Annotated in this window: 20 protein-coding genes, 2 rRNA genes and 1 riboswitch; of the genes, 7 read left to right on the forward strand and 15 right to left on the reverse strand. The window is 69.8% G+C overall.

Going from position 1 to position 23,194, the window contains the following annotated elements; translation table 11 throughout:
• Positions 1 to 4: 4 nt before the first annotated feature.
• Complete coding sequence (locus QC385_RS03370; protein WP_279539722.1) at positions 5 to 1,297, reverse strand: extracellular solute-binding protein; 1,293 nt, start codon at positions 1,295 to 1,297, stop codon at positions 5 to 7.
• Between the two features lie 855 nt (positions 1,298 to 2,152).
• Here QC385_RS03370 and QC385_RS03375 point away from each other — a divergent pair.
• Positions 2,153 to 4,132 carry an amino acid transporter gene (locus QC385_RS03375; protein WP_279539723.1) on the forward strand — a complete coding sequence of 660 codons (1,980 nt, stop codon included), beginning with the start codon at positions 2,153 to 2,155 and terminating at the stop codon, positions 4,130 to 4,132.
• Position 4,133: 1 nt separating this feature from the next.
• Here QC385_RS03375 and QC385_RS03380 read toward each other — a convergent pair whose 3' ends face one another.
• Positions 4,134 to 4,730, reverse strand: a complete 597-nt coding sequence (locus tag QC385_RS03380) for a DUF1707 SHOCT-like domain-containing protein (protein WP_279539724.1) — start codon at positions 4,728 to 4,730, stop codon at positions 4,134 to 4,136.
• Between the two features lie 128 nt (positions 4,731 to 4,858).
• On the opposite strand from QC385_RS03380, the gene QC385_RS03385 reads away from it, so the two are divergent.
• From QC385_RS03385 to QC385_RS03405, 5 genes are all read left to right on the forward strand, one after another.
• Complete coding sequence (locus QC385_RS03385) at positions 4,859 to 5,254, forward strand: TOBE domain-containing protein (protein WP_279539725.1); 396 nt, start codon at positions 4,859 to 4,861, stop codon at positions 5,252 to 5,254.
• Positions 5,255 to 5,429: 175 nt separating this feature from the next.
• Positions 5,430 to 6,236: a molybdate ABC transporter substrate-binding protein gene (gene modA / locus QC385_RS03390; RefSeq protein ID WP_279539726.1), complete on the forward strand. Its 807-nt coding sequence runs from the start codon at positions 5,430 to 5,432 to the stop codon at positions 6,234 to 6,236.
• Between the two features lie 8 nt (positions 6,237 to 6,244).
• Positions 6,245 to 7,063, forward strand: coding sequence for a molybdate ABC transporter permease subunit (modB, locus tag QC385_RS03395; RefSeq protein WP_279539768.1), 819 nt, complete (start codon positions 6,245 to 6,247; stop codon positions 7,061 to 7,063).
• A gap of 17 nt (positions 7,064 to 7,080) precedes the next feature.
• Positions 7,081 to 8,157 (forward strand): ABC transporter ATP-binding protein, encoded by a 1,077-nt coding sequence (locus QC385_RS03400; RefSeq protein ID WP_279539727.1) that lies wholly within the window; start codon positions 7,081 to 7,083, stop codon positions 8,155 to 8,157.
• A gap of 27 nt (positions 8,158 to 8,184) precedes the next feature.
• On the forward strand, positions 8,185 to 8,604 hold the full coding sequence (locus QC385_RS03405; protein WP_279539728.1) for a TOBE domain-containing protein: 420 nt from the start codon (positions 8,185 to 8,187) through the stop codon (positions 8,602 to 8,604).
• Positions 8,605 to 8,654: 50 nt separating this feature from the next.
• Here the strand turns inward: QC385_RS03405 and gcvP are convergent, their stop codons facing one another.
• The gene (gene gcvP / locus QC385_RS03410) at positions 8,655 to 11,540 is read right to left on the reverse strand and encodes an aminomethyl-transferring glycine dehydrogenase (RefSeq protein WP_279539729.1); all 2,886 of its coding nucleotides are present in this window, start codon (positions 11,538 to 11,540) and stop codon (positions 8,655 to 8,657) included.
• Positions 11,541 to 11,715: 175 nt separating this feature from the next.
• Positions 11,716 to 11,811, reverse strand: a riboswitch (glycine riboswitch).
• Positions 11,812 to 11,924: 113 nt separating this feature from the next.
• Here gcvP and QC385_RS03415 point away from each other — a divergent pair.
• Positions 11,925 to 12,299, forward strand: coding sequence for a PRC-barrel domain-containing protein (locus QC385_RS03415; RefSeq protein WP_279539730.1), 375 nt, complete (start codon positions 11,925 to 11,927; stop codon positions 12,297 to 12,299).
• 45 nt (positions 12,300 to 12,344) lie between these two features.
• Here the strand turns inward: QC385_RS03415 and QC385_RS03420 are convergent, their stop codons facing one another.
• The 12 genes from QC385_RS03420 to QC385_RS03475 form a co-directional block, all read right to left on the reverse strand.
• On the reverse strand, positions 12,345 to 13,748 hold the full coding sequence (locus QC385_RS03420; RefSeq protein WP_279539731.1) for a DNA polymerase IV: 1,404 nt from the start codon (positions 13,746 to 13,748) through the stop codon (positions 12,345 to 12,347).
• Positions 13,749 to 13,881: 133 nt separating this feature from the next.
• The gene (locus tag QC385_RS03425) at positions 13,882 to 14,565 is read right to left on the reverse strand and encodes a MerR family transcriptional regulator (RefSeq protein ID WP_279539732.1); all 684 of its coding nucleotides are present in this window, start codon (positions 14,563 to 14,565) and stop codon (positions 13,882 to 13,884) included.
• 316 nt (positions 14,566 to 14,881) lie between these two features.
• The gene (locus QC385_RS03430; RefSeq protein WP_003988851.1) at positions 14,882 to 15,355 is read right to left on the reverse strand and encodes a bifunctional nuclease family protein; all 474 of its coding nucleotides are present in this window, start codon (positions 15,353 to 15,355) and stop codon (positions 14,882 to 14,884) included.
• Between the two features lie 84 nt (positions 15,356 to 15,439).
• The gene (gene ftsR, locus QC385_RS03435; RefSeq protein ID WP_279539733.1) at positions 15,440 to 16,174 is read right to left on the reverse strand and encodes a transcriptional regulator FtsR; all 735 of its coding nucleotides are present in this window, start codon (positions 16,172 to 16,174) and stop codon (positions 15,440 to 15,442) included.
• Positions 16,175 to 16,225: 51 nt separating this feature from the next.
• Positions 16,226 to 17,179: an FHA domain-containing protein gene (locus QC385_RS03440; RefSeq protein ID WP_086601505.1), complete on the reverse strand. Its 954-nt coding sequence runs from the start codon at positions 17,177 to 17,179 to the stop codon at positions 16,226 to 16,228.
• Positions 17,180 to 17,240: 61 nt separating this feature from the next.
• On the reverse strand, positions 17,241 to 18,206 hold the full coding sequence (locus tag QC385_RS03445; RefSeq protein WP_279539734.1) for a DUF881 domain-containing protein: 966 nt from the start codon (positions 18,204 to 18,206) through the stop codon (positions 17,241 to 17,243).
• Positions 18,207 to 18,211: 5 nt separating this feature from the next.
• Positions 18,212 to 18,544, reverse strand: coding sequence for a small basic family protein (locus QC385_RS03450; protein ID WP_003988855.1), 333 nt, complete (start codon positions 18,542 to 18,544; stop codon positions 18,212 to 18,214).
• On the reverse strand, positions 18,541 to 19,455 hold the full coding sequence (locus QC385_RS03455; RefSeq protein WP_279539735.1) for a DUF881 domain-containing protein: 915 nt from the start codon (positions 19,453 to 19,455) through the stop codon (positions 18,541 to 18,543). The genes QC385_RS03450 and QC385_RS03455 overlap by 4 nt, the downstream gene beginning before the upstream one ends.
• A gap of 98 nt (positions 19,456 to 19,553) precedes the next feature.
• A complete protein-coding gene (locus tag QC385_RS03460; protein ID WP_279539736.1) occupies positions 19,554 to 22,049 on the reverse strand; it encodes a mannose-1-phosphate guanyltransferase in 2,496 nt (831 codons plus the stop codon).
• Positions 22,050 to 22,164: 115 nt separating this feature from the next.
• Complete coding sequence (locus tag QC385_RS03465) at positions 22,165 to 22,773, reverse strand: CDP-alcohol phosphatidyltransferase family protein (protein WP_279539737.1); 609 nt, start codon at positions 22,771 to 22,773, stop codon at positions 22,165 to 22,167.
• Positions 22,774 to 22,882: 109 nt separating this feature from the next.
• Positions 22,883 to 22,999 (reverse strand): 5S ribosomal RNA (rrf, locus tag QC385_RS03470).
• Between the two features lie 90 nt (positions 23,000 to 23,089).
• Positions 23,090 to 23,194 (reverse strand): 23S ribosomal RNA (locus QC385_RS03475); the annotation flags it as partial.

Consider the following 23,194-nt stretch of genomic DNA (forward strand, 5'->3'; position numbering starts at 1 on the left):
CCGGTTACTGCTCTTCCTTCGCGGTCTTCGTGATCGATTCGGCGACCTGCCCGGGCGACTTCGACCCGGCGATGAGCGCGGCGACGCTGTCGTTGACCTCCTGGCCGACGGCGGGCGCGTACGCCTGGTCGAGGTAGAGCTGGAAGCCGGTGGCCTTCGTCAACTGCTCCTGTACGGCCTTGATGTTGGGGTCGGCGATGGCGCTCTCGGCCGCCGGGACCACGGGCAGGGTGCCGGTCTTCTTGACCAGTTCCAGGTCGGTGGCCTCGGACGCGAAGAACTTCAGGAAGTCGACGGCCGCTTGCGGGGCGCCCCGGCGCAGGGCGTGCCCGCCGCCTCCGCCGAACACTTCGGTGAGGGCGCCCTTGCCTCCCTCGACCGCGGGGAACGGGAAGAACCCGAGGTCCTTGCCGAGGCCCTTGCCCGCGTCGGCCTGCACCACGGGCGCCCACTGGCCCATGAGTTCCATGGCCGCCTTTCCGTTGCCGACGGCGGCCGCCTGGCCGGTGGGGCTGTTGTAGGCGGCTCCGAGGAAGCCCTTCTGGAACGGCTGGAGGGCGACGAGTTCCTTGAGGTGCTCTCCCGCCTCCACGAAGGGGGCGCCGGTGAAGTCCTTGTCGGCGTAGGCCTTCTCCAGCGCCCCGGCGCCGGCGGTGCGCATCGCCAGGTAGGCCCAGTAGTACATGCCGGGCCACTTCTCCTTGCCGGCCAGCGCCAGGGGCGTGACACCGGCGGTCTTCAGCTTGCGCACGGCCTCGAGGAAGCCGCTCCAGGTGGTCGGGGGCGCGCTGATGCCGGCCTTCGCGAAGAGGGCCTTGTTGTACCAGAAGCCGATCATGCCGATGTCGAACGGGATGCCGTAGACCTTGTCGTCGATCAGGTACGGCTCCCTGGCGACCGGGAGCAGGGCGTCGCCCCAGGGCTTGGTCCGGTCCGTGAGGTCCTCGACGAGTCCGGCGTCGACCTGTTGCTTGAGCACGCCGCCGCCCCAGGTGTGGAAGATGTCGGGGAGCTTCCCGGAGGAGGTCAGCGCCGTCATCTTCGACTTGAAGGCGTCGTTCTCCATCTGGACGATTTTTATCTTGACCTTGGGGTTCTGCGCCTCGAACTTCCGGGCGAGGGCGGCCCAGACGGTCTTGGCCGGCTCGGTGGTGGAGATGTTCCACCACTCGATCGTGGTCGTCCCCGACGACCCTCCGTCCGAGTCCCCGCCGCATGCGCTCAGTGTCGTCATTCCGAGACCGGCCGCGGCGGAGGCCGCCAGGAAGCCGCGGCGGGACAGTGCCGGGTCGCCCATCATGCGCTCCTTGAGTACGGGACGGCGCTCCCGCGTCCGTCCACTGGATCGAAAGTTTCGGAAGAGATCCAGAAAGCTTCGTTGATGCCGCACCCTAGAGACAGGCGCCAAACGGTGGCAACCCCCTGTGCACGGTGAATCTGCCGTCGGCGCACGGGTCTTGGGGGTGCTCGGTCGAGCCGTGGGTCTCCGCCGCCTTCCGGGAAGCACGGTCGGGGGAGGCGGGGGCGCACTCGAAGCCGTCGAAGGCCGCCCCTCCGGGAGCCCCTGCGGACCGGCGACGCCCGCGAGTTCGGCGACCCGGGTCGCCGTCGCCGAGCGAGAAGACGGGAAGGTCCGGTCCGCCGGCCCGGATGCCGGTAACCTCCTGGCCCGCGGGTGACGGTGCGCGGTGCGACTGACTCCGTGCGCGCGCTCCAGGTCGCAGTCGGAGCCCCGGGGTCGAGGCGGGCCGCACCCCGTCACTCGCCGACGCCGTCCGAACAACGTGCCGAAACATTCGGATCACATGGCGAACGTTACGAAGCCGTGCTGCATGCCACCGGATTTCGGCCACAGGAAGGCCAGCGCCCCGCCGCCGACGCTGCACGATCACGCAGGGTGTTCAACGCTCGGTCGGCGCACAGCCGCTGCCCGCACGCGGAGGAGGCGCGACTCCGCGACCGGCCAACAGGCTCTCAACTCGCGCTTTGACGCACCACGCCTCCCTTCGACCGCCCTCGCGCCCAGTCTTAACGGAAGCTTGACGCGCTCAACCCCCTCATCCACAGGCCATCGCATCACGCTCCGCTTACGCTGATGCGGCCGTCCAGTGATGGCCGGAACCACGCTGAACCGCACCTCGGGAGCACGTCGATGGCCACCACTGAGCACCCGCCACCGAGCCGTACGGAGCCCGTTCCGCCCAGTCGCCTGCGCGCCTGGATGCTTCAGGGCCTGTCCGACATGGGCAAGGACGGCGGCCACACCGGCCCCCACGCCGAACCGGAGCCCCCGCACCAGGGCCGGCCCTGGTGGCGGGTGATGTGCCTGACCGGCGTCGACTACTTCTCCACCCTCGGCTACCAGCCGGGCATCGCGGCGCTCGCCGCCGGACTGCTCTCACCGGTCGCGACGATCGTGCTGGTGATCGTCACCCTGGCGGGCGCCCTGCCGGTCTACCGCCGGGTGGCAGAGGAGAGCCCGCACGGCGAGGGCTCGATCGCGATGCTGGAACGGCTGCTCTCCTTCTGGCAGGGCAAACTGTTCGTGCTGACCCTGCTGGGCTTCGCCGCCACCGACTTCCTGATCACCATCACCCTGTCGGCCGCCGACGCCTCCACCCACCTCGTGGAGAACCCGCACCTGACCGGCGTCCTGCACGACAAGCAGCTGCTGATCACCCTCGTCCTCGTGGCGCTGCTCGGCGCCGTGTTCCTCAAGGGCTTCCTGGAGGCGATCGGGGTCGCGGTCGCCCTGGTGGGCGCCTACCTCGCGCTCAACGTGGTCGTGGTGGCCGTCGGCCTCTACCACGTGGTCACCGCGGGCCATGTGGTCACCGACTGGGCCGGCGCCCTCACCACGCAGCACGGCAATGTCTTCGTCATGATCGGAGTGGCCCTGCTCGTCTTCCCGAAACTGGCGCTCGGGCTGTCCGGGTTCGAGACCGGCGTGGCCGTGATGCCGCACGTCAAGGGCGACCCGGACGACACGGAGGAACGGCCGACCGGCCGCATCCGCGACACGAAGAAGCTGCTCACCACGGCCGCCCTCATCATGAGCGGCTTCCTGATCACCACCAGCTTCATCACCACCCTCCTCATCCCCGAGAAGGAGTTCGGGGCGGGCGGCCAGGCCAACGGGCGCGCGCTGGCCTATCTGGCGCACGACTACCTGGGCAACACCTTCGGCACCGTCTACGACGCCTCGACGATCGCCATCCTGTGGTTCGCCGGCGCCTCCGCGATGGCCGGTCTGCTCAATCTGATGCCGCGCTATCTGCCCCGCTACGGCATGGCCCCGCACTGGGCCAGGGCCGTCCGCCCCATGGTCATCGTCTTCACCCTGATCGCCTTCCTGGTCACCTGGATCTTCGACGCCGACGTCAACGCGCAGGGCGGCGCCTACGCCACCGGTGTCCTGGTCCTCATCAGCTCCGCCGCGATCGCGGTGACCATCGCCGCCCACAAGGCCCGGCAGCGGAACTGGACCCTCGCCTTCGCGGTCATCTCCGCGGTGTTCCTCTACACGACCGTGGCGAACGTCATCGAGCGCCCGGACGGCGTGAAGATCGGCGCCTGCTTCATCGCCGGCATCATCCTGGTCTCCCTGCTGTCACGGCTGGCCCGGTCGTTCGAGCTCCGCGTGACCAGCGTGACGCTCGACCCCATGGCGGAACGCTTCGTCCGGGACATGGCCAGCCGCAGGATGCGGTTCATCGCCAACGAACCCGACCGGCGCGACATCGCGGAGTACCGCGACAAGATCGAGCAGATCCGGCACGACAACGACGTGCCCGGACAGGAGGACTTCGTCTTCGTCGAGGTGACGGTCACCGACCCGTCCGAGTTCGAGGCGGGCCTGACCGTGGGCGGCGAGGTGCTCCACGGCCGCTACCGCGTCCTGACCCTGGAGTCCTCCTCCGTCCCCAACGCCCTCGCCGCGCTCCTCCTGTACGTCCGCGACCTGACCGGCAGCACCCCGCACATCTACTTCGAGTGGACCGAAGGCGGCCCCTTCGCCAACCTCCTGCGCTTCTTCCTGTTCGGCCAGGGCGAGGTCGCCCCCGTGACCCGCGAGGTCCTGCGCGAGGCGGAACCGGACCGCAAACGGCGGCCGAAGGTGCACGTGGGCTGAGTCAGGCCGTCGGTCTGCGCCGGCCGAAGCCCCTCCGGGGCGGCCGGACCACGAGCTGCCCGTAGTCGATCTCGCCGGTGATCCGCACGCGCAGCTCGACCGGGGCGTCGGCCGCCCCACGCGCCTTGATCTGGGAGTAGTTAGTCACCAGCTCGCCGGTGTCCACCACGACCCCCGGCCGGGTCAGCAGCTTCAGGGCGCCGGCCCGCATGTCCAGGTCGATGTGCAGCGTGTCCCGCGTGATCACCGCGTCGGTGAAGTCGAGCGTCACCTCGCCCCAGGCCGATCGGATCTCCAGCCGCCGCGGCACCACCCAGCCGTCACCACGCCGGGTCGAGGACCCCTCCTGCTCGATCCGGACGACCTCCTGGGCCTCGACGGGAGTCTCGCCCACCACCTCGGGCAGATCCGCGGTCAGCACGGCGAGCTCGCCCACCGTACGGGCGGACAGCGCGGCCTCCAGCCGTTCCTCCAGCTCCTCCAAGGTCAGCCGGCCATCACCCGCGGCGACGCGCAGCACGTCCACGATCCGGTCCCGGTCCGCGTGCGAGGCCCTCAGCTCGAGCGATCCGCCGGTACGCGAGAGGTCCCCCGCCATCACATCTCCCCGATCTCTCCGGGCGCGGCACGCGGCCCACCCACTCGACGACTAACGCTATATCGCGTTATACCCAACGGCCAACCCCGCATCCGCCGTTCCCGCCCCGCGCCCCTATCGTGACCGGCATGCAGTCCTACACGATCGGCCAGGCAGCACGACTGCTCGGCGTGAGCCCGGACACCGCCCGGCGCTGGGCGGACGCGGGCCGCATCACCACCCACCGCGACGAGGCCGGGCGGCGGCTCGTCGACGGACGGGACCTGGCCGCGTTCTCGGTCGAACTGGCCAGGTCCGGCGCCACCGAGGAGGACGCCCCGTACACCTCCGCCCGCAACGCCTTCCCCGGCATCGTCACCGCGATCAAGCTCGGCGATGTCGCCGCCCAGGTGGAGATCCAGGCCGGCCCGCACCGCCTGGTCTCCCTCCTCACCCGCGAGGCCGTCGAGGAACTGGGCCTGGAGGTCGGCATGGAGGCGACGGCCCGCGTGAAGTCGACGAACGTCCACATCGACCGGACCTGAGAGCCGTAGAGGCACCCTGAGATCCAGAGGAACGCACATACACACCCAGGGCTCCACTCTCCCTGGCTCATGCGATGCCACAGCAGTCTTCCACCTCGCAGATGCGCCAGTATGATCGGCGTACCGGAGGGGCCTGCGGGCTCTTCCATCCGTCCTCAGAGGGAGTGGCCCCGAGATGACCCGTTCCGCGCACCGGACGCGCCGGATCCTCCAGGCCGCAGGCGCGTCCGCGGCCGCGCTGCTGACTGTGAGCGCCTGCTCCTCGTCCGACCCGGGCACGGGCGCGGGCTCCTCCTCGGCGAAACCCTCCGGCACGATCACCGTCTTCGCCGCGGCCTCCCTCGAGGAGAGCTTCAAGATCCTGGGCAAGCGGTTCGAGAAGGAGCATCCGGGCACGAAGGTCACCTTCAACTTCGGCGGCAGCGACACCCTCGCCGCCGGCATCACCGGCGGGGCCCCGGCCGATGTCTTCGCCGCCGCCAGCACCAGGACCATGGCGATCGTGACGGCCAAGCAGGACGCGGCGGGCACGCCGGCCACCTTCGTCCGCAACCAGCTGGAGATCGCCACGCTGCCGGGCAACCCCGACCGGATCTCCTCCCTGAAGGACCTCACCAAGCCCGGCCTGAAGGTCGTCCTGTGCGACGAGAGCGTGCCGTGCGGTACCGCCGCCCGGAAGGCGCTGGACGCCGGCGGCCTGAAACTCACCCCCGTCTCGTACGAACAGGACGTCAAGAGCGCCCTGACCAAGGTGGAGCTGAAGGAGGCCGACGCCGCCGTCGTCTACAAGACCGACGTGCGGGCGGCGGGTGACAAGGTGGAGGGCGTGGACTTCCCCGAGTCGGCCGAGGCCGTCAACGACTATCCGATCGCCCTGCTCAAGAACGCCCCCAACCCCGAGGCGGCGAAGGCGTTCATGGCACTGGTGAGGTCCGCCGAGGGCCAGAAGGTGCTGTCCCGGGCCGGGTTCCTCAAGCCGTGACCGGCACCCTGGTGAGCCGGCCCCGCCGCGATCGCCACCGCGGTCGGACCCGGCCGGTGCCGATTCCCCTGCTGGTGCCCGCCCTGGTCGGCCTGGCGTTCCTGCTCCTGCCCCTGATCGCCCTGCTCGTGCGGGCGCCCTGGCGCAGCCTCCCCGAGCAGCTGACGAGCGCCGAGGTGTGGGAGGCACTCCGGCTGTCGCTCCTGTGCGCCACGGCGGCGACGGTTCTGAGCCTGGTCGTCGGCGTGCCCCTGGCCTGGCTGCTGGCCCGCACGCGGTTCCCCGGCCGGGGCTTCGTACGCGCCCTGGTGACACTGCCGTTGGTGCTGCCGCCGGTGGTGGGCGGCGTGGCCCTGCTGCTCGCCTTCGGGCGCAACGGCGTCATCGGGCAGTGGCTCGACTCCTGGTTCGGGATCACCCTGCCCTTCACCACGACGGGTGTCGTCCTCGCCGAGACGTTCGTGGCGATGCCGTTCCTCGTCATCAGCGTGGAGGGCACCCTGCGGGCCGCCGACCCGCGCTACGAGGAGGCGGCCACCACCCTGGGCGCCTCCCGCTTCACCGCGTTCCGCCGGGTCACCCTGCCGCTGATCGCGCCGGGCATCGCGGCCGGTGCCGTACTGGCCTGGGCGCGGGCCCTCGGCGAGTTCGGCGCGACGATCACCTTCGCGGGCAACTTCCCGGGCCGCACCCAGACCATGCCCCTGGCGGTCTACCTGGCCCTCCAGAACGATCCGGCAGCGGCGATCGCCCTCAGCCTGGTACTGCTGGCGGTGTCCATCGCCGTACTGGCAGCGCTGCGAGACCGCTGGATGACGGCCTCCTAACCCCTGGACGAACCCTGATGACCGACCTCGACGACACCTCGACCGGCGTCCTCGCCGAAGGCCTCGACGCCCACCTCGTCGTCGACCGCGGCACCTTCCGGCTGGACGTCGCACTCACCGCCGCCCCCGGGGACGTCGTCGCCCTGCTCGGCCCGAACGGCGCCGGCAAGACGACGGCCCTGCGCGCACTCGCGGGGCTCACGCCCCTCACGTCGGGTCATCTGCGACTGGACGGCGCCCGGCTGGACGCCGTTCCGCCCGAGTCCCGCCCCGTCGGCGTCGTCTTCCAGGACTACCTGCTCTTCCCCCATCTGACCGCCCTGGACAACGTCGCCTTCGGCCCGCGCTGCCGGGGCGCGAGCAAGGCCGAGGCCCGCGCCCAGGCCGCCGAGTGGCTGGACCGTATGGGCCTGGCCGACCACGCCGGCGCCAAGCCCCGCCGTCTCTCCGGCGGCCAGGCCCAGCGCGTGGCCGTGGCCAGGGCCCTGGCCACCCGGCCCCGGCTGCTGCTCCTGGACGAGCCCCTCGCCGCACTCGACGCCCGCACCCGTCTGGAGGTGCGTGCCCAGCTCCGGCGTCATCTCGCCGAGTTCGAGGCCGTGGCCGTCCTCGTCACTCACGACCCACTGGACGCCATGGTGCTGGCCGACCGCCTGGTCGTCGTCGAGCACGGCCACGTCGTCCAGGAGGGCACGCCCTCCCACATCGCCCGCCATCCCCGCACGGACTACATCGCCCGGCTCGTCGGCCTCAACCTCTACCGGGGACGGGCCGAGGGCCACACCGTCCGGCTCGACGCGGGCCCGGCCATCACGACCACGGAAGAACTCTCCGGCCCGGCCTTCGTGGCGTTCCCACCCGGGGCGGTGACGCTGTACCGCGACCGCCCCACGGGCTCCAGCGCCCGCAACCTCTGGCACTGCGAGGTCGCCGGACTGGAGACGCACGGCGACCAGATCCGCGCGGACCTCACCGGCGAACTCCCCCTGACCGCCGACCTCACCACGGTCGCCGCCGCCGAACTCGACCTGCACCCCGGCGCCCCGGTCTGGGCGACGGTCAAGGCGACGCAAACACATGCATACCCGGCATAGGGGACTCACCGGGCTACCGTGCCCCTCATGAGCCTGAGCATCCGCAACCAGTTCCCCGGCACCGTCACCGCCGTCACACCGGGAGAGGCCATGGCGACGGTCAGCGTCCGCCTCACCGGCGGCCAGGCCCTCACCGCGGCGATCACCCGAGAGGCGGCGGACGACCTCGGTCTCGCGCCGGGCAGCGCCGTGCGCGCCCTGGTGAAGTCGACGGAGGTCTCGCTGGCCACGGCCCCCGTCGAGGGCCTGTCCATCCGCAACCGACTCCCCGGCACGGTCACGGACATCGCCACCGGCGACGCCATGGCGTCCGTCCGGGTCACCGTCGAGGGCGGCGAGCTGACCGCCGTGATCACCAGGGACGCCGCGGACGACCTCGCCCTGTCGGCCGGAACCCCCGTCGTCGCCCTGATCAAGTCGACCGAGGTGTCCCTCGCCGCCGAATGACGGGAGGGGCCCCGCACCGCGGAGCCCCTCCCTGCGACCGATCCGGCCGGTCAGTCCTCGTACGCGTCCAGCGGCGGGCAGGAGCACACCAGGTTCCGGTCGCCGAAGGCCTGGTCGATGCGGCGCACCGGCGGCCAGTACTTGTCGGCGACCGAGACCCCGGCCGGGAAGACGGCCTCCTCACGGCTGTAGGCGTGCTCCCACTCCCCGGCGAGCGTCCCGGCGGTGTGCGGGGCGCCCCGCAGCGGGTTGTCGTCGGCGGGCCACGCGCCGGAGCCGACCTTCTCGATCTCCGCGCGGATGGCGATCATCGCCTCGCAGAACCGGTCCAGCTCGGCCAGGTCCTCCGACTCGGTCGGCTCGATCATCAGCGTCCCGGCCACCGGGAACGACATCGTCGGCGCGTGGAAGCCGTAGTCGATCAGCCGCTTGGCGACGTCGTCGACGCTCACCCCGGTCGCCTTGGTCAGCGGCCGCAGGTCGATGATGCACTCGTGCGCGACGAGCCCGCCGGGGCCGGTGTAGAGCACCGGGTAGTGCGGCTCCAGCCGCTTGGCGATGTAGTTGGCGCTGAGCACGGCGACCTGCGTGGCCCGCTTCAGCCCTTCGCCGCCCATGAGCCGGACGTACGCCCAGGAGATCGGCAGGATGCCGGCGGAACCCCACGGCGCCGCGGAGATCGGGCCGACCCCCGTCTCCGGGCCCGCCTCGGGCTGGAGCGGGTGGTTGGGCAGGTACGGCGCGAGGTGCTCGCGCACCGCCACCGGACCGACGCCGGGGCCACCGCCGCCGTGCGGGATGCAGAAGGTCTTGTGCAGGTTCAGGTGCGAGACGTCACCGCCGAAGTGTCCCGGCTTGGCGAGCCCCACGAGGGCGTTGAGGTTGGCCCCGTCGACGTAGACCTGCCCGCCCGCCTCGTGCACCTGCGCACAGATGTCGGCGACGTGCTCCTCGAACACCCCGTGCGTGGACGGGTAGGTGATCATCAGCACCGACAGCTCGTCGCGGTACTGCTCGATCTTCGCCCGCAGGTCCTCGACGTCGATCTCGCCGTCCTCGGCGGTCTTCACGACGACGACCTTCATGCCCGCCATCACCGCGCTCGCGGCGTTGGTCCCGTGCGCCGACGACGGGATCAGGCACACCGTGCGCTGCTCGTCCCCGTTGGCCCGGTGGTACCCGCGTACGGCGAGCAGACCGGCCAGCTCGCCCTGCGACCCGGCGTTCGGCTGGAGGGACACCTTGTCGTACCCGGTGACCTCGGCGAGACGGTCCTCCAGCTCGTGGATGAGCGTGAGGTAGCCCCCGGCCTGCCCGGCGGGCGCGAAGGGGTGCAGCTGACCGAACTCGGGCCAGGTGACCGGCTCCATCTCCGTGGTCGCGTTGAGCTTCATGGTGCAGGAGCCCAGCGGGATCATGCCCCGGTCGAGCGCGTAGTCGCGGTCGGCCAGCCGGCGCAGGTAGCGCAGCATGGCCGTCTCGGAGCGGTGCTGGTGGAAGACGGGGTGCGTCAGGTACTCGTCGGTCCGCAGCAGCGCGTCCGGAAGCCCGTCCTCGGTGGCCGCGTCCAGCGCCTCGATGACCCCCTCGACACCGAAGGCGGCCCATACGGCACGCAGCTGGGCCCGCGTGGTGGTCTCGTCGCAGGCGATCGAGACGTGGTCGGCGTCGACGAGACGGAGGTTGACCCCGTTCTCCCGCGCGGCGGCCACGACGTCGGCGGCCCGGCCCTCGACGCGCACGGTCAGCGTGTCGAAGTAGGAGCCGTGTACGACCTCGACCCCGCCGTTCGCGAGCCCGGCGGCGAGGACCGTGGCGTACCGGTGGGTGCGCCGCGCGATGCCCTTCAGGCCCTCCGGGCCGTGGTAGACGGCGTACATGCCCGCCATGACGGCGAGCAGCACCTGGGCGGTGCAGATGTTGCTGGTGGCCTTCTCGCGGCGGATGTGCTGCTCACGCGTCTGGAGCGCCAGCCGGTACGCCCTGTTCCCGTCCGCGTCCACGGACACGCCGACGAGCCGCCCGGGCAGGCTGCGCGCCATCTTCTCCTTGACGGCCATGTAGCCGGCGTGCGGACCGCCGAAGCCCATCGGCACACCGAAGCGCTGCGTCGTCCCGACGGCGATGTCCGCGCCGAGCTCACCGGGCGACTTCAGGAGCGTCAGCGCGAGCAGATCGGCGGCGACGGTGACGAGTGCCCCGAGCTCGTGCGCCTGGTCGATGACCGGCTTGATGTCCCGCACGGCTCCGGAGGCGCCCGGGTACTGGATCAGCACGCCGTTGATCTCGCGCTCGGCGATGTCGGCGGGGATGCCCTCGCCGAGGTCGGCGACGACGACCTCGACGCCGGCCGGTTCGGCCCGGGTCTGGATCACGGCGATGGTCTGCGGCAGCGCGTCCGCGTCGACCAGGAAGAGGCCCTTCTTGTTCTTGCCGAGCCGCCGCGACAGCGCCATGGCCTCGGCGGCCGCGGTGCCCTCGTCGAGCAGCGAGGCACCGGAGGTCGGCAGTCCGGTGAGGTCGGCGACCATGGTCTGGAAGTTGAGCAGCGCCTCGAGCCGTCCCTGCGAGATCTCCGGCTGGTACGGCGTGTAGGCCGTGTACCAGGCCGGGTTCTCCATGACGTTGCGCATGATGACCGGCGGCGTGAACGTGCCGTAGTACCCGATCCCGATCATGGAGTCGAGGACCTGGTTGCGGTCGGCGAGGGAGCGCAGCTCGGCGATCACCTCGGCCTCGCTGCGGGCGCCCGGCAGGTCCAGCGCCTCGGCGCTCCTGATCACGGCCGGGACCGCGGCGGCCGTGAGCTCGTCCAGCGAGCCGTAGCCGACCTGCGCGAGCATCTTGGCGCGGGCCTCGTGGTCGGGGCCGATGTGGCGCTGCTCGAAGGGAACTGCCTCTTCGAGCTCGGAGAGCGGAATGCGGTGGGCGGTCATTACGGAGGCCTCCTGGTCGACACGACCTTCGAGGGGCACCACGGCACGGGTACCCGAACGGCCTCCCCCTCTGTCATCTCGACCTGAGAGCTTCACCGGATCGCCCGAAGGCCTCCGGCTTTCACCGTCGGTGAGAGCGGAAGCCGTCGACACCCGCCCTGCTTTCCAGAGTGACCTCGTCCGTGCGGTACGTGAGCCTGAGAGATTCCGGGGAGGATTTGCTCCTTCGGCGCCTCCGATGGTGTCTGGAGGACTCTCCCGCACGGGGTCAGCAGCCGCTGCCAGCGTACCAGCGCGGTCAACGCACGAACCTTCGAGTGGCCGCCTCCCCGATTGTGCCGTTTTGTAGTGTTCACGGATGAGTTGCCACCACGTGGAGGGCCCGTGCGAACCGATATCGATCCGCGCAACCTGATCGGCCGCAAGGCGTTCGACCGCAACGGAACCAGGATCGGCACGATCGACGAGGTCTACCTCGACGACGCCACCGGCGAACCGGAGTGGGCGGCCATACGGACCGGCCTGTTCAGCCGGGACGCCTTCGTCCCGCTCGAGCCGAGTGAACTGATCGACGGCGCCCTCCACGTGCCCTTCGACCGCGCCCTGATCAAGGACGCCCCCGACTTCGGCGTGGGCCGCCACCTCTCCCCGGAACAGGAACTCCAGCTCTACCACCACTACGGCCTGGACGTCGCCGCACCTTCCCCGCTCGCGGACCACGACTTCGGCAAACTGGCAGGCACGGACGAGACGGCCTGAAGCCCCGCCGAGCCCTCCAGCCCGGCCGCCTGACCGCCTGGCCGTCTAAGGGGCAGCAGACCGCAGCCCCACAGCTTCGGACCCGCCCTCCGGCCCGCGGCTGCCCTCCGGTCTCGATAAAACAAGCGGCAACGGATCCGCCGGCTCCAGATCCGGATCGTCGACCCTGAAGGTCCGCACCCGCCCGGGCTCCGAGCCGGGCGTCTCGAACCGCACCGTGACCCGCCCCAGACCGCTGCCCTGCACCCATCCGTGCCCGAACGCGGCGTGCCGTACGTCGTGCCCGGCGGGCCACCGCCGCTCGGCGAGCGCCGGCTGCTCCTCGGCCGGCGCCACGGCAGGCTCCTCGACCGGCCCCTGCGCCTCCGTCCGCTCCCCCGCCGCCTGCGCGAAGAGATCCTCCTGGGTGTAGTCGGCGAGGCCGCTGACACCCACTCCGAGCAGCCGCACACCGCCGGTCGTGTCAACCGAGTCGAGCAACCGGGCCGCCGCCTCGCGGATCACCGCGGGATCGTCCGTCGGCCCGCGCAGCGTCTCGGACCGGGTGAGCGTCGAGAAGTCGTACCGCCGTACCTTCAGCACGATCGTCCGCCCGGACAGGCCCGCCCCGCGCAGCCGCCGCACGCACCGGTCGGCGAGCCGCTGCACCTCGAGACCGACCCGCACCCGGTCGTGGATGTCCACGTCGTAGGTGTCCTCGACCGACACCGACTTCGCCTCCCGCTCCGCCACGACGGGCCGGTCGTCGCGCGCGAGCGCCATGGCGTAGAGGCCGTGCCCGTGCGACTTTCCCAGCAGCCGGACCAGCTCGTCCTCGCCCGCCTCGACGATCTCCTCGATCGTGGTGATCCCGGCCCGGCGCAGATGGTCGCCCGTCGCCGGCCCGACCCCCGGCAGTGTCCGCACCGACATGGGCCCGAGCATCGCCCGCTCGGTCCCCGGCTCGATCACCACCAGCCCGTCGGGCTTGGCCTGCTCCGAGGCGATCTTCGCGAGCATCTTGGAGGCGGCGAGCCCGACCGACCCCGTGAGGCCGGTGACGGCCCGTATGTCCGCGCGCAGCCGCGCCCCGACCAGCCGCGCCGACTGCTCGTCCCAGGCCGCCTCCCCGGCCTCCAGGTCCACGAACGCCTCGTCGAGGCTCAGCGGCTCCACCAGCGGCGACAGTGCCCGCAACAGCTCCATCACCCGCTCGCTGATCGCCTTGTAGAAGGCGAAGCGCGGCACGAGATACGCGGCGTTGGGCGCGAGCCGCCGGGCCTGCCCCATCGGCATCGCCGAATGCACACCGAAGACCCTGGCCTCGTACGACGCCGTGGCCACGACGCCCCGCGGCCCCAGCCCGCCCACGACGACGGCCTTCCCGCGCAGACTCGGCTTGGACGCCTGCTCTACCGAGGCGAAGAAGGCATCCATGTCGAGATGCAGGATCGTGGGCGCGGTTCTCACATCTCCGATGCTGCCCTACGCCACTGACAACGCCCGGACCACCGCCCCGACCCCTCCGGGGAAACCGCTTTCAGTCCGGCACGGAAACGTCCCACCCGCAACGACCTCCGGGGCACCAACACTGCCGGACGGCTCAAACGGCCCGGTTCCGCCGCCGTGCCAGCTCGTCCGCCGGGTTGGAACCGACCAGCGTCTCACCGGTGTCGATCCGCTCCCCGTGCAGCTGGGACAGCGCGCTCTCGACATCCCGCCACACCACGCCCACGGCGATCCCGAAGACACCCTGTCCCCCTTGGAGCAGGGCGTGGACCTCGTCCGGTGACGTGCACTCGTAGACCGTCGCCCCGTCGCTCATCAGCGTCATCCGCTCCAGGTCGCGGAAACCGCGTTCTCGGAGATGCTGGACGGCCGTGCGGATGTTCTGGAGCGAGACCCCCGTGTCGAGGAACCGCTTGACGATCTTCAGGACGACGACGTCCCGGAAGCTGTACAGCCGCTGCGTCCCCGACCCGTAGGCGGGACGCACGCTCGGCTCGACGAGGCCCGTGCGGGCCCAGTAGTCCAGCTGCCGGTAGGTGATGCCGGCGGCCGCGCAGGCCGTGGGCCCGCGATAGCCGATCTGCTCGGACGCCATGGACGTCGTCCCTCCGCTGCTCGGCACGGCCGTCGGTCGCTGCGGAGCGTGACCAGCCACGCCGCCGGGCTGGGGACACCCCCCGCTCGGGCGGAGCCGTGAGCCCGGGGGAGGGTACGGACCGCTCGCCCTGAGACTGCGCTCGGGGCCGCCCCCAGCCGTACCGTCGCCGCTGCTTCTCACGCCGACCTCCGTCCTTGACCTGCCTTCTCGACGGTAGGCAGTCACCAGGGGTGCGTCAACGATCGCCACACTCGCCACGCCGAGTGATAATCACCCTAAGAGTGGTTTCCCGTGCCCCACCGCGGGGAAAGGCTAGCCGAATGCCTCCGATACGGGCCGCGTGACGCTCTCACTCGCCCGAGGCACATGCGGGCAATTCGCCCGCCACACATGCGGCGGGCGGCCCTGCCGCGGACCACATCGTCCGCCAGGCCGCCCAGGCGTCTCACTGACCACCGATACTCCCCGCCATCCGGCTCCTACCGGATTTCGGGGCTCACTGGCTGCTGCTGCCGAAGTCCTCCGGGGAGATCTGGTCGAGGAACTCGCGGAACTTCTCCACCTCGTCCTCCTGCTCGTCCGGGATCGCGATACCGGCATCGTCGAGCACCGTGTCACTGCCGTAGATCGGCGTACCGGTGCGCAGGGCCAGCGCTATGGCGTCGGACGGACGGGCGCTCACCTCGACGCCGCTGGCGAAGACCAGCTCCGCGTAGAAGACGCCCTCACGCAGGTCCGTGATGCGCACTTCCGTGAGCTCCTGACCGACGGCTTCCAGCACGTCCTTGAACAGGTCGTGGGTCAGCGGCCGCGCAGGAGCCATGCCCTGCTGGGCGAAGGCGATCGCGGTCGCCTCCCCCGGTCCGATCCAGATGGGGAGGTAACGGTCGCCTCCCACTTCACGCAGCAGCACGATCGGTTGGTTGGAGGGCATTTCCACCCGGACACCTACGACATCGAGCTCGTTCACACAGTAACCCTAGGCCGTGCTCGGGATGTTTGGGTAGTCGGGCCGGGAACGGGCCCCTGATCCGGCCCTCCGCGACCAGCCGTCTCAGGGCAGCCGGATCCCGAGCGCCGTCTGCACCAGAGCGGCGTGCAGCTTCACCGTGAGCCCCGCCAGCTCCCTGGTGCGGTCCTCCGCGTGGGCCCTGGTCTGCGGATTCCGGTGCCGCTTCAGCGGGGCCACCACCTGGTCCACGAGCCCGGCCTCGCGATCGGCGGCGGCCTTCATCACCCGCAGGTGCCGCGGCTCGATCCCGAACCGCCCCAGCTCGGCGATGAGGGAGGCCACCGTGGCCGCCTCCGCGTCGTACACCCCGTCCCCCAGTGGGGTGACGAGCCCGTACGACTCCCACTCTTTGAGCTCCTCCTCGCCGACACCTGCGGCGGCGAGCAGCTCCTCGCGCCCGATCCTGGCCGCCGTGGGCGCCTCGGGAGTCTCGGGCACCGTGTCACCGTCACGCTGACGCCCCAGCGCCGGCAGCTGGACGGCCTCACCGCGCTCCATGGCCTCCAGGTGCTCGCGGATCACCTTCAGGGGCAGATAGTGGTCCCGCTGCATCCTCAGGACGTGACCGAGACGCTCGACGTCATGTGCGCTGAACTTGCGATACCCCGACGGGGTCCGCTGCGGCTCGATGAGCCCTTCCGCCTCCAGGAAACGGATCTTGGAGATGGTGACTTCGGGAAACTCGTCGCGCAGCACGTTCAGCACCGTGCCGATGCTCATCGGCCTGTCCGTGGCGGCGGCGCCGTGCCCGGCACCGCCGCTCGGTGTTTGAAGCATGGACCTTCCCTGACGGACGGACCTTCGCGGGGTTCCCCGGACGGAATCCGGTCAGTAGCCCCGCTGGCTGGCGTAGAAGACCAGCCGGTACTTGCCGATCTGCACCTCGTCGCCGTTGTTCAGGGCGACCTGGTCGATCCGCTCGCGGTTCACGTACGTGCCGTTCAGGCTGCCCACGTCGGCCACGGTGAAGGAACCGTCCTGACCTCGGCGGAACTCCACATGACGCCGGGAGACGGTCACGTCGTCCAGGAAGATGTCGCTCTGCGGATGGCGCCCGGCCGTGGTCAGATCGCCGTCCAGCAGGAAGCGGCTGCCCGAGTTCGGCCCGCGGCGCACGACCAGAAGCGCGGAGCCCAGCGGCAGCGCGTCGACGGCCGCCTGCGCCTCGGGGGACAGCGTCGGCATCGGCGTCTGGCCGGTGGTCTCGCTGTCGTAGGCCTCGAGACCGGAGATGGAGATGGTGGAGGTCGTCTCGGACGGACGCTCCGCCGCCGCCCCAGCCCGCAGCGGCGCGCCGCAGTTGGAGCAGAAGCGGCTGTTCTCCGCGTTGCGGTTACCGCACCTCGTACACACCAGGGCCGACATCGGATCCTCCTGCCGCGGCTGCCCACCGGGGGCATTGGACGCATACGGGTCGGAAAACCCACCACCCGCACCTGAGGTTGACGGTTGCCCGAAACCTATGCCGCCGGGCTGCGCAGGGTCAACCGACGGCGCGCCCTGACCTCCGGAAACGTCACCGCCCGGGCCACCGACCTGGTCCCGGAACAGCGGCCGCTGGCCCTCCGCGTCAGGCTGTGCGCGATGGCGAGCGGTCGCGTTGTCGCTGCCTTCTCGCGCGCTCTTGCCGAACAACTTCGCAAACAACTTCACGGGCGATTCCCCTTGACCGAAACAGACCCGCCCGTGGGGCAGGACGAACCCTGACTGAACACTCTGGCCGACCCGGACATCCTGACAACGTCCGTCTGCACCAGACAGTTTCCACCACGCACCACCCAATCGGTGCGCCGACCCCCCGCAACCTCATGCCCTCGCCGGACGTCGCCCATGCACCCCCGCTTCACTGGGAGGACGACCGAGCGTAGTCAGGCCGCTTCACCGCCCGCAAGGCGTCCACGACGATCTTGGTCGACCGCTCGATGGTGACCCTGGCCTGTTCCTTCTCGAGAGTCTGCACCACGCCTCCGGGGATGTTGAGCGCCGGCTCGAGGTCCTGCGGCTTGCCGATGACCTTGAAACGATAGGGCGCGTTGATCTTGTTCCCGTCGACGCTCACACCCTTGCCGGAGTCCGTCAGATACGTGCCCGCGACGACCCGCACGCCGTTCACCTGAATCGCCTCGGCACCCGCCGCGCGCAGCTCCTGGATCGCGTCGAGCAACATGTCCGCCTCGACCGTCCCCTTCGTGTCCTCGATGGTCATGGTGATGCCGGGCCCCTGCGCGGCCACCGTGCCCGCCAGGATGCCGAGTTGCCTCTCCTTCTCGATGGTCTGCTTCCGGGCCTCCTCGGCCTGGTCAGAGCTGTTCTCCAGCTCGTCACGCTGCTTCTCGAGGCCCTGCTTCTCGTCCTCAAGACGTTGCGTACGGTCATCCAGTTCATCGAGGATGCGGACAAGATCTTCCTGCCGTGCCCCGCGAAGCGCGCTGTCACCGTCGCTGTTCGAGGCCACCTGCACGGCCAGCCCGAACCCGAGGCCGAACAGCAGCACCGCGACGATGAGCTGCGCCCGTGAGACCCGCGGCGGCCACAGCCCCTTCACCAACCGCTGCCGTCCGGTCAGCTGCGGCTCGGAATCAGGCTCGGGCGCGGGGACTGGCTCCGGTCCCGGCGCCGGTTCCGCTCCCGCTCCCGCTCCCGCTCCCGGAGTGTCCTGGTCCGGGGTGTCCTGGGCAGCGGGCGCCGACGCGGACACTTCCTGGGGCAGCTCCTTGCGGAGCCGGTTCCCGGACTCGCCGCTCCCGCCACGCTGGTCCGCCCGCGTGTCGTCGTTCTCCTCGGGGCGCTTGTCGTCGTTCTCGCTCATCGGCCTCACGCCCGGAACACGTGCCGGCGGATCGCCGCGGCGTTGGAGAAGATCCGGATACCCAGGACGACCACCACACCGGTGGACAGCTGGGCACCCACGCCCAGCTTGTCCCCCAGGAACACGATCAACGCGGCCACCACCACGTTCGACAGGAACGACACCACGAAGACCTTGTCGTCGAAGATGCCGTCGAGCATGGCCCGCAGGCCGCCGAAGACGGCGTCGAGCGCCGCCACGACAGCGATCGGCAGATAAGGCTCGACCACCGCCGGAACCTCAGGCCGGACCAACAGGCCGGCCACGACTCCCACGACGAGGCCCAGTACGGCGATCACGATGTGCCCTTCTCGCTCTTCTCAATGCTCGGCTGTGCTGTACGTACGATCACACTCGGCGCGGCCGGCAGCCGGAGATCGTCCTCCGCGGAGATGGCCGTCCTGACGCCGTAGCTCTCCTGGAGCGCGTCCAGATACAGCCCGTCCGCGCTGTTCTGGAACCGAGTGCTCAGCCGCTGCCCGTCCCCCACCGCGAGCACCGTGTACGGCGGCACCAGCGGCCTGTTGTCGACCAGTATCGCGTCCCCCGCGGCCCTGATCGCGGACAGTGCCGTCAGCCGCTGCCCGTTGATCGAGACGGCCTCGGCGCCCGACTCCCACAGTCCGTTGACCACGCGCTGCATGTCCCGGTCGCGCACCCGGCCGGTATCGGAGAACCCGGTGGTCCCGCGCGGGTCGCCGTCACCGCCCGTACCGACGTCCTTGGCGTCGTTCACCACCAGCTTCACACCGGGTCCGTGCACCGCCGTGGCACCCGACAGGATGCTCACGATCTCGGACTCGGCGCTGTCACCGCTGTGCTTCAGCGCCTCCCGCTGTCGCGCGCTCACGTCCTCGCGCAGCCGGTCGACGGAGTCCTCCAGCTTGTCCGCCGCCTCGGTCTCCCGGTCGATCCGGTCGACCAGTTCCTCGCGCTCCTTCGCGACGACCGGAGCGGCGACCCGCGCCTGCGCCGCCCCCACGGTCACGACGAGGGCCGCGAGCACCAGACCGGCGGCCAGCCCCAGCTTCGCCCTGAGCGTCTTCGGCATGCCGGCGTCACCCGCGGCCCTCTTCCGCGCGGCGGCCTCGGCGTATCCGTCGTCAAGGCTGTGGTCCATGACGTTGGTGAGCAACGACATGGACGCGTCCGGCCGCCTGGGCCGCGTCGGTGTGCTCCGAATGGGGGGTTGCTGCGGCATGCCGCACATCGTCGCACGTCGCGGCCACTACCTCCGAACGGCCCCACCGGCGTGCCGGACAGGCCCCCTTGAGGACACTTGTCCGGCACGCACGCGTGCAGGCCGTTCTACCGGCCGGCGCTGTCCACGACGGCCGACCACTCGTCCAGCAGGGCCTGCGCGGAGGCGTCGTCCGGCCCCTCGGCCCACAGGTGGGTGACGGCCTCCGCCGGGTCGGGCAGCACCATCACCCAACGGCCGTCCGTCTCCACCACACGCACACCGTCCGTGGTGTCCACGAACCGGTCTCCGGCCGCCTCGACGACCCGCCGCATCACGAGCCCCTTGACGGCCCACGGAGTCGCCAGGTCCCGCTTCAGGACGTGCGCCCGCGGGATCCGCGCGTCGATCTGGCTGAGCGTGAGCTGCGTCCGCGCCACGAGCCCGATGAGCCGAACGAAGGCCGCGGTGGCGTCGTACACGCTGCTGAACTCGGGGACGATGAAGCCGCCCTTGCCGTCACCGCCGAAGATCGTCCCTTCCTCACCGCCGACGCGCGTGAGGTCGTCGGGGGACGTGGTCGTCCACTCGACCTGGGTCCCGTGGTACGCCGCCACCTGCTCGGCGATCCGGGTCGTGGTCACCGGCAGCGCGACCCTGCCGCTGCGCCGCTCGGCCGCGATGAGGTCGAGCATCACGAGCAGTGCCCGGTCGTCCTCGATGATGCGCCCCTTCTCGTCGACGAGGGACAGCCGCTCACCGACGGGATCGAACCGCACCCCGAACGCGGCCCCCGAGGACGCCACGATCTCCCCGAGACGCACCATCCCCGACCGCCGCATGTCCGCCGTCTCCGTCGGCCTGGACTCGTCGAGACCGGGATTGATCGTCAGCGAGTCGACACCGAGCTTCCCGAGCAGGCTCGGCAGCACCAGCCCCGCACTTCCGTTGGACGCGTCCACGACGACCTTCAGGCCGGAGTCCGCGATCCCGGTGGTGTCGACGTTGCGCAGCAGCGACCCGGTGTACGAGTCGAAGACACTCGCCGGGAAGTGCAGGTCACCGATCTCCCCGGGGAACGCACGCCGGTACTCCTGCCGCGCGAACACCCGGTCCAGCTTCCGCTGGCTGCCCTGCGACAGGTCCGCGCCCTGCCCGTCGAAGAACATGATGTCGACGGAATCCTGCACCCCGGGCGTGGTGCGGATCATGATCCCGCCCGCACTGCCTCGGGCCGTCTGCTGCCGGGCCACCGGCAGCGGCACGTTCTCCAGGTCCCGTACGTCGATGGCACTGGCCTGCAACGCGGAGATCACCGCCCGCTTCAGTGCGCGCGCACCCCGCGAGTGGTCACGGGCCGTGGTGACGGTCGAGCCCTTCTTCAGGGTCGTCGCATAGGCGCCGGCAAGCCGTACGGCCAGCTCCGGCGTGATCTCCACGTTGAGGATTCCGGACACACCCCGGGCGCCGAAGAGGTGTGCCTGCCCCCTGGACTCCCAGATGACCGATGTATTGACGAAGGCACCGGCTTCGATGGTCTTGAACGGATAGACCCGCACATTGCCCTGAACGATCGATTCTTCACCGATCAGGCACTCATCACCGATGACCGCCCCGTCCTCGATCCGCGCCGCGCGCATGATGTCGGTGTTCTTTCCCACCACGCAACCACGCAGATTGCTGTGCGGCCCCACGTAGACGTTGTCGTGAACGACGGCCTTGTGCAGAAAAGCGCCGCTCTTGACGACCACGTTGGAGCCCACGACGGTGTGCTCACGGATTTCGGCGCCGGCCTCGACCTTGGCGTAGTCCCCGATGTAGAGCGGCCCACGCAGCACGGCGTCAGGGTGGACCTCGGCACCCTCGGCGACCCACACCCCGGCGGAGATCTCGAACCCGTCGATGTCGACGTCGACCTTGCCCTCCAGGACGTCGGCCTGCGCCTTCACATAGCTCTCGTGGGTGCCGACATCCTCCCAGTACCCCTCGGCCACGTAGCCGTAGATCGGCTTGCCTTCCTTCATCAGCTGCGGGAAGACGTCGCCGGACCAGTCGACGGGCACATCCGGCTCGACATAGTCGAAGACCTCGGGCTCCATCACATAGATGCCGGTGTTCACGGTGTCGGAGAAGACCTGGCCCCAGGTGGGCTTCTCGAGGAAGCGCTCCACCTTGCCTTCCTCGTCGACAATGGTGATGCCGAATTCCAGCGGATTGGGCACACGGGTCAGACAGACCGTGACCAGTGCACCCTTCTCCTTGTGGAAATTGATGAGCTCAGTGAGATCGAAATCCGTCAGCGCATCGCCTGAGATGACGAGGAAGGCATCGTCCTTCAACGCCTCTTCGGCATTCTTGACGCTTCCGGCGGTACCGAGTGGCTTCTCCTCATTGGCATAGGTGAGCTCCATACCGAGCTCTTCGCCGTCACCGAAGTAGTTCTTGACGAGCGAGGCCAGGAACTGGACAGTTACGACTGTTTCGTTGAGCCCATGCCTTTTGAGCAGCCGCAGCACATGCTCCATGATCGGGCGGTTGGCCACGGGCAGGAGCGGCTTGGGCATGCTTGAGGTCATAGGACGAAGGCGCGTGCCTTCGCCTCCGGCCATCACGACGGCCTTCATGTCGGAAGCGTCCTCCTCTAAGAGACGACGGTCTAGCCGACTTCCCCCGCGAGGATTGTCCCGCACTTTCGCACCACGGGCCAACGCACCGCTTCGGTGGGAGCAATCCGCGAGTTCAATCGGGCATGGCGTCCGCACGGACCAGGCGGCGGACTTGCACTACGTAGAGGACTCCTGCCCACCAGTACAGCGTTGTACCCCATCCGGCGAACGCCCATCCGAAAATAGCAGCCAGTGACGAGATCCAACCACTTCCGTCACTGAGCAGGAGCAGCGGGAAGGCGTACATCAAGTTGAAGGTGGCGGCCTTGCCCAGGAAGTTCACCTGGGGCGGCGGATAGCCGTGCCGGCGGAGGATGCCCACCATCACCAGCAGAACCAGCTCCCGCGCCAGAAGTACAGCGGTCAACCAGAGGGGCAGAATCTCCCGCCAGGTGAGGCCGACCAGCGTCGAAAGGATATAGAGCCGGTCGGCCGCGGGATCGAGAAGCCGGCCGAGGCTGCTGATCTGGTTCCAGCGCCGCGCGAGCTTGCCGTCCAGGTAGTCACTGACGCCGCTGAAGGCGAGTACCAGAAGGGCCCAGCCGTCACTCTGGGGACCACCGAACTCAGGGCGCAGAATCAACCACAGGAAAAGGGGCACGCCGACGAGACGCGCCATGCTGAGGATGTTCGGGATGGTGAGCACACGGTCCGTCTGGACACGAGTCTCCTGAACCTCCACCCGGGGGCCTCCTGTGGGAAACGAGCCAACGATGCTCCCTGACCTTACCTCAACGCAAAAAAGCTCTGGCTCTTGGGCTGTGCGCCCAAGAGCCAGAGCTCTAAAAGGAGTTCGGCGGCGTCCTACTCTCCCACAGGGTCCCCCCTGCAGTACCATCGGCGCTGTAAGGCTTAGCTTCCGGGTTCGGAATGTAACCGGGCGTTTCCCCTACGCTATAACCACCGAAACACTATGAAACTGTCCAGCCGCACCACACCGTGACCATGGCATGGGGCCGTTCGTGGTTTCAGAACCAACACAGTGGACGCGAGCAACTGAGGACAAGCCCTCGGCCTATTAGTACCGGTCAACTCCACACGTTACCGTGCTTCCATATCCGGCCTATCAACCCAGTCGTCTACTGGGAGCCTTACCCTCTCTA

The sequence above is a fragment of the Streptomyces sp. DH10 genome, from assembly GCF_029813805.1.
In the GTDB taxonomy this organism is placed as follows: domain Bacteria; phylum Actinomycetota; class Actinomycetes; order Streptomycetales; family Streptomycetaceae; genus Streptomyces; species Streptomyces coeruleofuscus.

Bases quoted from the DNA above. Each gene is read 5' to 3' on its own strand.
- QC385_RS03370 (WP_279539722.1), bottom strand. From the start codon at position 1,297: ATGGGCGACCCGGCACTGTCCCGCCGCGGCTTCCTGGCGGCCTCCGCC.
- gcvP (WP_279539729.1), bottom strand. From the start codon at position 11,540: ATGACCGCCCACCGCATTCCGCTCTCCGAGCTCGAAGAGGCAGTTCCC.
- modA (WP_279539726.1), top strand. From the start codon at position 5,430: ATGACCCGTTCCGCGCACCGGACGCGCCGGATCCTCCAGGCCGCAGGC.
- ftsR (WP_279539733.1), bottom strand. From the start codon at position 16,174: ATGCTTCAAACACCGAGCGGCGGTGCCGGGCACGGCGCCGCCGCCACG.
- QC385_RS03460 (WP_279539736.1), bottom strand. From the start codon at position 22,049: ATGAAGGCCGTCGTGATGGCCGGAGGCGAAGGCACGCGCCTTCGTCCT.
- QC385_RS03380 (WP_279539724.1), bottom strand. From the start codon at position 4,730: ATGGCGGGGGACCTCTCGCGTACCGGCGGATCGCTCGAGCTGAGGGCC.
- QC385_RS03455 (WP_279539735.1), bottom strand. From the start codon at position 19,455: ATGTGCGGCATGCCGCAGCAACCCCCCATTCGGAGCACACCGACGCGG.
- QC385_RS03400 (WP_279539727.1), top strand. From the start codon at position 7,081: ATGACCGACCTCGACGACACCTCGACCGGCGTCCTCGCCGAAGGCCTC.
- QC385_RS03445 (WP_279539734.1), bottom strand. From the start codon at position 18,206: ATGAGCGAGAACGACGACAAGCGCCCCGAGGAGAACGACGACACGCGG.
- QC385_RS03405 (WP_279539728.1), top strand. From the start codon at position 8,185: ATGAGCCTGAGCATCCGCAACCAGTTCCCCGGCACCGTCACCGCCGTC.
- QC385_RS03385 (WP_279539725.1), top strand. From the start codon at position 4,859: ATGCAGTCCTACACGATCGGCCAGGCAGCACGACTGCTCGGCGTGAGC.
- QC385_RS03375 (WP_279539723.1), top strand. From the start codon at position 2,153: ATGGCCACCACTGAGCACCCGCCACCGAGCCGTACGGAGCCCGTTCCG.